This is a genomic window from Muricoccus roseus (genome assembly GCF_900141905.1).
Taxonomy (GTDB): domain Bacteria; phylum Pseudomonadota; class Alphaproteobacteria; order Acetobacterales; family Acetobacteraceae; genus Roseomonas; species Roseomonas rosea.
Genome location: NZ_FQZF01000043.1, coordinates 20,558 through 29,784 on the forward strand (window position 1 = coordinate 20,558; position 9,227 = coordinate 29,784).

Sequence of the window (9,227 nt, forward strand, 5' to 3'; positions counted from 1 at the left end):
TTGCCGAAAAACGTTGCGCCACACCGTTCAGCCCGCCTTGCCGAAGGCCACGCGGAGGGCGGCGACCAAGTCACGCGACGCTGCGGCAACTGACGCGCCGCGTTGGCGGACGAGACAAATCTGCCGGCTTATGCGCGGCTCGACCAACTCATGCAGGGACAGGCCTCGCCGCGCGCTGCCGTGCTCGATCGCGCCGAGCGGCAGCACGGTTACATAGCCGCCGGTGGCCACCAGCCGAAGCAGGATCGACATGGAATCCACTTCCAGCCGAGGTTCTGCCGTGATGCCGCGCGCGGCGAGGTGCGGCGTGATTAGGGCTCGCAACGCGTGTCGGCCGGAGGGGAGGACGAGCGGCAGGGCCGAGAGCTGCTGCAGCGTCACCGGGCCGGGGGGCAGCACGCCGCGCCGTGCATCGGCCACGGCAACCATGCAGTCCTCCGCGATCACCTCCGTCTCCAGCAGGGGATCAGCGATGCGGCGGTTCACCAGCGCCATGTCGATCCGACCGTGATGCAGCCATCGGATGAGTTCGGCTGAAAAGGACTCCAGAACCTGCACATGCATGCGTCCGTGCCGCCTTCTCCACGCCTGCAGCGCCAGGGCGAAGCGCTCCGTCACCATGCTCTGGTCGTCGAGCGTGGTCAGCAGCCCAATGCGCAGGGTCTGGGCGGATGGCCCGGCCTCAGCACCGATGCCCTCCACTACGGCCTGCAGCTCCGCGACCAGCGGCTGCAGCAGCCCGTGCAGCCGGTGGCCCTCCGGTGTTGGTTCCAGTCCGCGCGAGGTGCGCCGGAATAATTGCTGCCCAGCCTGGGCTTCGATCTGGCGCAGTTGCAGCGTAAGGGCCGGCTGGACGATGTGGAGGCGGGCCGCAGCGCGGCTCATGTTGCGCTCCGCATGCAGCGCCAGGAAGGAACGGCTGTGCTTCAGCGACAGCGTCTCCGGCAGGCCCGGCAGCGCGGCGGGTTCCGCCCTGGAGAGCGCTGCCGCCAGATGGGCCCGGAGCAACGCGGCGAGTTGTGGGTCTTCACCGTCGTCCAGGGCCAGGAGCGGATCGGCAGGGCCGGGGGGCAAGGGCAGAAGCTCCAGCTCGCCGACGGGGCATTCGGGATCGACCAGCCCCGCCGGCACCAGGACCCGGAAATCCGGATATTCCGCCGCCTCCGCCAGCAGGCTGCCAATATCCTGGTCCACCCGCACCACCCGCCCGCCCTCGTGGGCCACCAGGGCCGCGACCAGTTCCGGCAAGGGCTCGGGCAGCAGTGGCAGCATCACCGGTGCTTGAGCCCAAGCCGAGCCCGCGGGCTCATCGGCCGTGCCCGCGGGCCGCAGCAGCACCCAGCGGTCGCGCAGCAGCCCGGGCCGTGGCGGCCCGGCTAGGTAGCGCAAGCTGGAGCCTCGCCCGGCGCCGGCGCCTTCCACGGGCAGCAGGCAGAGATGCGGATGACGCTCCGCCCATTCGACGGCGAAGCGGTGAAAGCCCTGCCCCAGCAGACCGCCAAAGGCGCCGGGCGGCAGGCCCACCGGCAGGAAATCCGGCGCGGCCGGCGGGCTGACCCGCAGGAAGCGGAGAAGGAAAGCCGCGCGGTCCAGCAAGGGGCGGAGCCGCGCATGCGCATGCAGGGCGGCGGGAGAGGCCGCGAAACCCGGCCGTCGGTGAAAGAGCGGCTGGCCGATCTCCCGCTCGATCATGCGGAGATGGCCCAGCAACTGCGCCTCGCTCAAACCGGTGCGCCGAGCCGCGCCCGCTAGCGAGCGTTGCTCGACCAGCGCGCAGAAACTCCACCAGTAACGCAGTTCGAGGCGCGTGCGGCCGGATTCGACGGCAGCCTCCTCGGTATCGGCCGTCCTCATCGGGTGTCGTCCTGCTCCTCCCGGCAGGCCGGGAGGCCTGCTGCCCCGACCCGAGGATGGGTCCGCACGACGTACGGCGCGGGAGGATCCGGGCTGGCGTCCCTTGCCAGGGGAGCCCTGCTGGCTGCACGGCATGCCCGCGGGAGCAGGCAACAGACATGCCATCACGCGGCCGGCCGGGGCAATGCGTAGGCGTGGAGAACTTATGGCTTCGCGGCCCGATCCTATTGGACCCGCCCCGGCCCCACGGCGGAACCTTCCGGCGCCGGGCTAGCACAGCGCGGCCACAGGATAGGCTCCGCCGAGCAAAGGCGCCTGTGGAGGAGCTTAGCCGGCAGCGCCGAGGGCGACGCAAACCGCTGGCGCCGTGGAGAGGATCATGATGACCGCCATTGACCTGATCGAGGATCTCTCGGTCCGACCGCTGACACCGACATTCGGCGCGGAGATCCGCGGCATCGACCTGTCCCGGCCGGTCCAGGAGCGGGAGGCACAGCAGCTGCAGGCGCTGTTCCGAGAGTACCAGCTTCTGCTGTTCCGCAACCAGGCTCTCACGCCTGAGGAGCAGGGGCGTTTCGGTGAGGTCTTCGGCAGGATCGAGTTGCGCGAGCACAACAAGGTCAAGCCTGCCAGCATCTACGAGCAGACGGTCTCCAACGTCCGCGAGGACGGCGTGTTCGGCCGTGGCGAAATGAGCTTCCACATGGACCAGATCTTCTATCAGGAGCCGCTGAATGCCCTCATTCTCTACGGCATCCAGATTCCGCCGGAGGGCGGCGACACCTGCTTCTGCGATACCAGCGCAGTGCATGACGAGATGCCCACTGCGCTCAAGGAGAAGCTCGGGCGCATCACCTGCCACTACCGGCGCGACTACGACTCCGAGACGGCCGAGCGCTACAATGTGAGCATGGCGGAGGAGACGCGCGTGTCCGCCGTGCATCCTCTGGTGATGAAGGATGAGGAGACCGGCCGTACCTGCCTCTGGGTGACCGGCTCGCAGATGAAGGGCGGCATCCTCGGTGTGCCGGAGGAGGAAGGGCGCGCACTCATCGCCGAGGTACGCCGCCGCATCGAGACCACGGATGCGGTCTATCGCCACCGCTGGCAGCCGGGCGATCTCGTGCTCTGGAACAACCGGACGCTGCAGCACGCGCGGACTCATTTTGACCCGTCTCACGCCCGCACGCTGCGCCGGACCGGATTGCTGTGGTGAGAGCGGCGCTGATCGCTGTCGCCGCTGATCTGGACGACGGTGGCGCGGTGCATGAGGCGGTCGAGCATGGCGGCCGTGAGAACAGCGTCACCGGCGAAGGCTTGGTCCCAGGCGCCGAAGGTCAGGTTCGAGGTGAGGATGATCGCGCCCTTTTCGTAGCGGCGCGAGATCACTTGGCTATCCGGCCCAGCACCCGCCTTACCTGCCAAGGCCGCCATCTCTCCCCTCCCCGTGGCGTGCGCACGCCGCGGGCGGTGAGCGCGTCCGCGAGTTGCTGGAGGGTGGTCGCCCCTGCTTTCCTCGCGGCCTCGACGTAGGGCAGCACCTCCGCCGCTCGCCAATTGGCCTGTCCCGACCAGGCCGCGCGCGCGTCGGCCGCCGTCGCACTGTTCCCCGGCCGGAGCTGCGGATTGCCGAGCCGTACGCCCCGGGCCTTAGCAGCGGCGAGAGCAGCCTTAGTGCGGACCGAGGTGGCGCGAGCTTCTTCCTCGGCGACGAGGGCCATGACGCCGATGGTGAGGCGGTTGGCGTAGGGCATGTCGGCGGCGATGAACTCGACGCCGGCCTTCTCCAAGCCGAGCAGGAAATGGGCGTCACGTGCCAAGCGGTCGAGCTTGGCGATGAGGAGGGTGCAGCGGCGGAGGCGGCACTCGGCCATGGCGAGGGCGAGCTGGGGGCGGTCACCCTTACGGCCGCTCTCGACCTCCTCGAAGGCCGCAACCACGGATCCGCCGCAGCCAGCTGCGTGCCGGGCGACGGCCTCGCGCTGGGCCTCCAGCCCAAGGCCAGAGCGCCCCTGCTTGTCGGTAGAGACGCGATAGTAGGCCACAAAGCGCGGCCCCTGGAGGGCGGGTCGGTCGGTCATGCGCCCCAATCCTGCCCTGGGCTCCCGGATTTCACAATCTGAAAGGACCGTTTGAGAGATTGTGAAAAACGGATTGCAGCTACTGCCGAGCTCCTTTGGGCGGCCGGTGGAAGGCCGCGCGAAGATAGAGAAGGCCGCTGGCACCTACACCACGCCGTGGGGCACGATCCGGGCGATAGACGCCATCAACGCCCGGCATGGGCGCGATATCGCTACCTATGCCCGCCGGGAGCAGGTCTGGAAGCTGCGTAGCGGCCAACTCCCAGGAATTTCTTTGCGAACATCTCCCGCCACGAATTTCTCTCCTGAGCAGCCGGACCGTAGATCAGGCGCTCTTTGCCTGGCAATCGGGTCCCATTATGACGCGAGCTTGGCTCTGAATTCTTCAACCGCTCTCTCTTTAACGAGCGAACGATGCCGCTTTAGTTGATGCATTATCTTGATGCCACGTGTTCCAAACGCTTTTTGCGCACGGCGGGCATAGGTCCAGAATGTCCAATCTTCGCACTCCGATGAGTGATCGAAATCTTCAACACGACCGAATCTTTTAACAAACTGGTCGACGTTGAAGTTTTTCACCATAAATTCGACGTCTTTTCCAGGATACCTCCTAATGAAAGTCATTGCCTCCTTGCGGAGCGACCTGGTTATTTTCCGGTACAGGCCGGAGATTGTACTATCTTTGAGGAAAACATGCTCGCCATCAAATCTAAAACCTAAATATTCCAAGCCGTTGTGGCCTTTCGCGCCTTCAACGTGCGTGAAAAACAACCTTCCATCCTCACGGCGTTGAAATTTTACCAAAGCACATTTAGAAAGCTTGATTTGTAGCTGGGCGCCGAAGTCTTTGATTTTTTCCCGAACGAATTCGCGTGCTTCTATGCCAGGGCCTTCATCGCCAGGAAGTATAACAATAATATCATCAGAATAACGCAAGTAGAGGCCGCCACGGCTATCTACATAATTCTTTATAAGAACATCGAAGTCAATTAAGTAAAGATTGGCCAAAATATCCGATATCGGCGCGCCCTGGGGTATTCCGTAAGCGTTTACGTTCTTTTCGATAATAGAATGATATTCCGGGGAACCCCCGGCTATTTTTGCCCTGAAATCAGCCATGCTGCAAAGCTGATTGGGCATTTCCTTGAACCCTTTTAAATATCCCCGGGTGGTTTTCTCTCCATCATTTATTTGTCCAATGAAGCCCAGACGCTCGTAAGCTTTGTCGCGCTCAACAAAGCGGTATTGGGTTATATTTTTGAAAACGGCGTGATGATCCGGCGGCAGATCATCATATCCAAAAAGTCGGCACCAAAGGCCCCGAATCTGTTCATGATCCAGGCTTTCAAAATATTTACTAATATCGAGAACGACGGCACTGCATTCACCAAGCGCCAGGATTTTGTCAAATGCATCCTTGGCGAAATCTATGTTGCATTTCCCCTTATCGGGGGAACCCTTAACTAAAATTTTCCGATACGCAATTACATTGTCGCTAATGCCGAGCCTATCTAGCTCTGCGTTGTATTTCTGGGATAACAAAAATCTGTAGTAGGCAAAAATATATGCATCCCTCCTGGACGCATATCGTATCTCCCTGGTCTTTTTCTCCGGCTTTTCCTCGGCATCACCCTTTTGACGGAAAGGCTGGTAAGATTTTTCGTATCTTATGAATGGAAAAAACGCATTTGTCCGAACCCGGTTTGGGTCTGTGACAATGCGCTCTATTTCTTCTGGGGGAAGATATTTATCAAAATGGGGGTAGCGCTTTAGATCGCTGGAATTCAGCTTCCAGTCCATACGCCCCCCAGAAACGAGAGAGGACGGAGGCATTCCGGGCACATCCGGTTCCTCCGTCCTCACTGCTGTTAACGACTTCCGGCTTACGCCATCCATCTGACTGTGCATTTGTACGTTGTACGGTATGTCGCCGTGGCGGTTTCCGCGATCCTGGGGATCGGGCCGTCGTGCCAATCAGAGGGAGCGATGATGCTGACGCTGCTGATCGAGATTTCGGGTTGCCTTGGGTTCCATAACGAAGCACTCCGGTTGCCCGGATGCTTCTATGATGGATGAGCCTTCACGAAACTTCAATGGTCGCGGTACGGCATCGGCATGATTCTTTCGGTCGGTTCCGCCAGTCCCACGTGTTCCCGGATGACGCGGCTGCCTACCCTTTGGGGCCAGGCTCCGCATGGGCTTCGAGCATCAGTGCATCGAGCCGGTCGATGAGGGCGCGCACGCGGTAGAGGGGGATGACGAGGAAAGGGTCCTCCTTCTCGTCAGGCCAGTTGGCGCGCTGACGCCGCCCGTGTTGAGGTAAGCGACCGTCTCCCGAGCTTCATTGACGACCTTTGCGCCTGGTTCGAGCTGATTCCAGTCGAATTCGTCAGTCATCAGCTTCCTCATGGTTCCGGGGACGCAGCTTGCCAAACATCTCGCGGACGGCGGCAGGATCAACCTGGCTGGCTTGACCGTGCAGTAGCAACGCTACCATCCAGGCAGTCGTGAACTCGTCTATGTCCACCCAGGTTTTCGACGCCATATGCAGAGGCCAGGGCTGCAACTCCTTGGCCAAGTCGGCTGCCGGAGCGAAGTAGGTCCCGTCCAGGCATTCGATGCCGAAAGCCGTGACCGCCCACTGCTTCCCGCGCCACCAAACCTCGTGCAGCTCTTCGCCGCGCACTCGGACGGGATCGCTGTTGATTTCAATGCGGTTTACGCCGCGTCCCGGTCGAGGCTTGAGCTTGCTTAGATGCTCTAAGCTGAGGGCCTGGAACGGGGGTGGCTGGTCTTTGGGAGCCGTCATCCCGCCACGATAGCTCAATGGGCTTTAGCCCGAGAAGCGCACCGTTGGTGTGCATCAAAGGGTGGGCACGGCGGCGGGACTTGAACCCGCATCTCTCCGCCGCGTAGGATCGGGTGCGCAGCACGCACACTTTCAACTACGCAGATGGCGGACGCTCTATCCAGTTGAGCTACGCCGCGACAGAGGCTTGCGGTCCTGATCGGGCTGCAAGCCTTTTTTGTGCGAAGGGCCGCAGCTTCGAGAGCAGCGGACCAAGGTCATAGGACGGGGTCCCCGTCGAGCTTTGCCCCTTAACCTTCGCGATAAATCCTTTGTTGATGAGGCTCTGAAGGTGCCGATGCACCGTGCGCTCGCTGCTGCCCATGCGGCGCGCGATTGAGCTGGCACGCGGAAAGGGCATCCGCTCGGGATCGTACCAATGAGCCGTCACGTTCAGCAGCACATTCAGCTCCTCACTCGTGAGGCCCAGGTCCGCTTGGTGGAACAGCAGCACGTCAGGAACCGCCTGGAAGCCCGGGTCCACCACCTCGCCGAACCGAGCCCTCACCCGCCCGTCCGCAATGCGGGGGGGCGAGGCTTCGGCTGTGTCGAAGGTGATCGGGTGATCCATGGCGGGGGTTTTGGCCGAAAAAATTCGTAGGGCCTAGTATTTCTGTTTCTATATTGACAAAAATGACGGTTTTTCGGGCTCAGAGGCTTAGAAAGGCCCGTTTGCGGCCCGGCGGCGTGCCGTCTATCGCCGCCGTGCAGCCCCTGCACGTCGCTACCTGGATCGAGATCCAGACCCGTGAGCGCTCCGCGCCGACCGCGAAGCAGTCCCTTGCTGCCGTGCGGCACCTCTCCGACTGGCTCGTGGTGGACCAAGTGTGCCGGTAAACCCGGCCGCTTTCTTGCGCGGCCCGGCCTACATGACGAAGGCAGGGAAGACACCCGTGCTCGATGCTGAGGAGGCGCGCCATCCTCGACAGTATCGACATCAGCACGCCGGGCGGTCTGCGCGATCGGGCCCTCATTGCACTAATGATCTACAGTCTGGCGCGCATCGGCGCGGCGCTCGCGATGAAGGTAGAGGACGCCTACATCGAGAAGCGTCGGTTCTGGGTCCGCCTGCACGAGAAGGGCGTCAAGGAGCACGCGATGCCCTGCCACCACACTCTTGAAGAGTATCTGTACGCCTACATCGATGGCTGCGGCCTCGCACATGATCCCAAGGGCCGCTGTTCCAAACGATCGCACGCGACAGCGGCTCAGGGCGCGGCACAGGGCAGCTCACACACGCGGCTATGCGACAGGGCGACGCTTACACAATGATCAGGCGGCGTGCGGGGGCGGCCGGCATTGCGACCCGGATCGGTAAGCACACCTTCCGCGAAACTGGCACCACCACCTACCTGAAGAACGGCGGCACACTGGAGAGGGCCCGCGCTATGGCGAACCATTCCAGCACACGTACAACCCAGCTCTACGATCGCCGCAGCGAGGACATCAACCTGGATGAGGTTGAGCGCATCCGCGTATGATGAGCCTGGGCTCTTGCATGCATACGCATCAGCCCCGCGCTGCCTCGGTCGCTATGTGGCCGGCAAAGGTGCTGACGAAGGTTCGAAGGCCGGTCAGGTCCGCAAGTTCCACGTAATCGCCCGTTTCGGCTGCAGAGCGAGGTGAGGCGAGCAGCGTGGCCGAGGTGTAGAGGCGTTCCTGGACAAGCTTACGGCAGAGAATGTTGTAGCGCTCGAGATAGCCTGCCCCTTGGAAATCGGGGGAAAGTGGGAAGTGCGGAGAGGCGTCGCGCACTGGAGAGCGTGAACCCGGTGCGTCCTCCACCAGCATTAGCCAGCCGAGGAATGGACGGGGTGCCTCCTGCCCGAAGGCACCTTCCCGGTAGGCCGTCCATAAGTCCACGGCTCGTCCCGAGCGCTTCCTCGATTCGATTATTGAAGTTGTTGCCGAAGGAAGGCCCGACCTGAGATTTCAGTTCGATGGCAGCGACTAGCCGGCCCTGGTTGATGATAAGCAGATCCCAGAGCTTCGTCGGCCTGAAAAAGCCTGGCAGGGTCAGCACACGCCGTCCCACCATCATGCTCGCCTCGGAGAGGCCGTTGCCGCGTACAGAGGTGGCTCAGTTTGTCTGAACAGTAGCTGGTGCTGGGATAAGTGGAGCCCTGCCAGGTTCAGGCTGCCGCGATCTGCGGGAGCCTGGTGAAGTATGCGTGGTCCGGCGTCTGCCGGTCGAGGCTCGAATGGGGCCTGCGGCCATTGTAGAAGGTCAGATAGCGGCCGATCGAGGCGCGGGCCTCGCTGACGGTCTCGTAGGCCTTCAGGTAGACCTCCTCATACTTGATCGAGCGCCAGAGCCGCTCGACGAAGACGTTGTCGCGCCAGGAGCCCCTGCTGTTGAGTTTCGCTGAGAACTGACCCGGGGTTTTCATCGAGAACTGACCCGTGCGGGGATATGTCCCGCGGGCTGTGGCCGCGGGTCAAGC

The 9,227-nt window shown here is 62.6% G+C and carries 10 protein-coding genes, 1 tRNA gene and 3 pseudogenes; 4 read left to right on the plus strand and 10 right to left on the minus strand.

Going from position 1 to position 9,227, the window contains the following annotated elements:
• Positions 1 to 27: 27 nt before the first annotated feature.
• Positions 28 to 1,854, minus strand: coding sequence for a LysR substrate-binding domain-containing protein (locus BUB97_RS23345; RefSeq protein WP_073139686.1), 1,827 nt, complete (start codon positions 1,852 to 1,854; stop codon positions 28 to 30).
• Positions 1,855 to 2,233: 379 nt separating this feature from the next.
• On the opposite strand from BUB97_RS23345, the gene BUB97_RS23350 reads away from it, so the two are divergent.
• Positions 2,234 to 3,070, plus strand: coding sequence for a TauD/TfdA dioxygenase family protein (locus BUB97_RS23350; RefSeq protein ID WP_073139689.1), 837 nt, complete (start codon positions 2,234 to 2,236; stop codon positions 3,068 to 3,070).
• A 14-nt stretch (positions 3,071 to 3,084) separates the two neighbouring features.
• Here BUB97_RS23350 and BUB97_RS23355 read toward each other — a convergent pair.
• The 6 genes and pseudogenes from BUB97_RS23355 to BUB97_RS23375 form a co-directional block, all read right to left on the minus strand.
• Positions 3,085 to 3,246 (minus strand): annotated as a pseudogene (locus BUB97_RS23355) (ATP-binding protein); the annotation flags it as partial.
• On the minus strand, positions 3,240 to 3,935 hold the full coding sequence (locus tag BUB97_RS23360; protein WP_073139695.1) for a recombinase family protein: 696 nt from the start codon (positions 3,933 to 3,935) through the stop codon (positions 3,240 to 3,242). The pseudogene BUB97_RS23355 and the gene BUB97_RS23360, both read right to left, overlap by 7 nt.
• Before the next feature lie 357 nt (positions 3,936 to 4,292).
• Positions 4,293 to 5,735 (minus strand): reverse transcriptase domain-containing protein, encoded by a 1,443-nt coding sequence (locus BUB97_RS23365; RefSeq protein ID WP_073139698.1) that lies wholly within the window; start codon positions 5,733 to 5,735, stop codon positions 4,293 to 4,295.
• A 589-nt stretch (positions 5,736 to 6,324) separates the two neighbouring features.
• Entirely contained in the window at positions 6,325 to 6,762 is a 438-nt protein-coding gene (locus BUB97_RS23370; protein WP_139281444.1) for a hypothetical protein, read from the minus strand.
• 44 nt (positions 6,763 to 6,806) lie between these two features.
• A tRNA-OTHER gene (locus BUB97_RS26445) sits at positions 6,807 to 6,923 on the minus strand.
• Positions 6,914 to 7,354: a helix-turn-helix domain-containing protein gene (locus BUB97_RS23375; protein WP_073139704.1), complete on the minus strand. Its 441-nt coding sequence runs from the start codon at positions 7,352 to 7,354 to the stop codon at positions 6,914 to 6,916. Before BUB97_RS23375 ends, BUB97_RS26445 begins: the two co-directional genes overlap by 10 nt.
• 116 nt (positions 7,355 to 7,470) lie before the next feature.
• On the opposite strand from BUB97_RS23375, the gene BUB97_RS27085 reads away from it, so the two are divergent.
• The 3 genes from BUB97_RS27085 (at position 7,471) to BUB97_RS27355 (ending at position 8,264) form a co-directional block, all read left to right on the plus strand.
• Positions 7,471 to 7,620, plus strand: coding sequence for a hypothetical protein (locus BUB97_RS27085; protein ID WP_245818432.1), 150 nt, complete (start codon positions 7,471 to 7,473; stop codon positions 7,618 to 7,620).
• Positions 7,621 to 7,683: 63 nt separating this feature from the next.
• Entirely contained in the window at positions 7,684 to 8,055 is a 372-nt protein-coding gene (locus BUB97_RS27350; protein ID WP_073139707.1) for a tyrosine-type recombinase/integrase, read from the plus strand.
• Complete coding sequence (locus BUB97_RS27355; RefSeq protein ID WP_277614053.1) at positions 8,052 to 8,264, plus strand: site-specific integrase; 213 nt, start codon at positions 8,052 to 8,054, stop codon at positions 8,262 to 8,264. The genes BUB97_RS27350 and BUB97_RS27355 overlap by 4 nt, the downstream gene beginning before the upstream one ends.
• 28 nt (positions 8,265 to 8,292) lie before the next feature.
• On the opposite strand, the gene BUB97_RS27360 is transcribed toward BUB97_RS27355, so the two are convergent.
• The 3 genes and pseudogenes from BUB97_RS27360 to BUB97_RS23395 all read right to left on the minus strand — a co-directional run.
• Positions 8,293 to 8,646, minus strand: coding sequence for a PaeR7I family type II restriction endonuclease (locus tag BUB97_RS27360; RefSeq protein ID WP_277614054.1), 354 nt, complete (start codon positions 8,644 to 8,646; stop codon positions 8,293 to 8,295).
• Positions 8,647 to 8,698: 52 nt separating this feature from the next.
• Positions 8,699 to 8,824 (minus strand): annotated as a pseudogene (locus BUB97_RS27365) (PaeR7I family type II restriction endonuclease); the annotation flags it as partial.
• Positions 8,825 to 8,915: 91 nt separating this feature from the next.
• Positions 8,916 to 9,143, minus strand: a pseudogene (locus tag BUB97_RS23395) (integrase core domain-containing protein); the annotation flags it as partial.
• Between the last annotated feature and the right edge of the window lie 84 nt (positions 9,144 to 9,227).

Bases quoted from the DNA above. Each gene is read 5' to 3' on its own strand.
- BUB97_RS23345 (WP_073139686.1), bottom strand. From the start codon at position 1,854: ATGAGGACGGCCGATACCGAGGAGGCTGCCGTCGAATCCGGCCGCACG.
- BUB97_RS23350 (WP_073139689.1), top strand. From the start codon at position 2,234: ATGATGACCGCCATTGACCTGATCGAGGATCTCTCGGTCCGACCGCTG.
- BUB97_RS23360 (WP_073139695.1), bottom strand. From the start codon at position 3,935: ATGACCGACCGACCCGCCCTCCAGGGGCCGCGCTTTGTGGCCTACTAT.
- BUB97_RS23365 (WP_073139698.1), bottom strand. From the start codon at position 5,735: ATGGACTGGAAGCTGAATTCCAGCGATCTAAAGCGCTACCCCCATTTT.
- BUB97_RS23375 (WP_073139704.1), bottom strand. From the start codon at position 7,354: ATGGATCACCCGATCACCTTCGACACAGCCGAAGCCTCGCCCCCCCGC.
- BUB97_RS27350 (WP_073139707.1), top strand. From the start codon at position 7,684: ATGCTGAGGAGGCGCGCCATCCTCGACAGTATCGACATCAGCACGCCG.
- BUB97_RS27355 (WP_277614053.1), top strand. From the start codon at position 8,052: ATGATCAGGCGGCGTGCGGGGGCGGCCGGCATTGCGACCCGGATCGGT.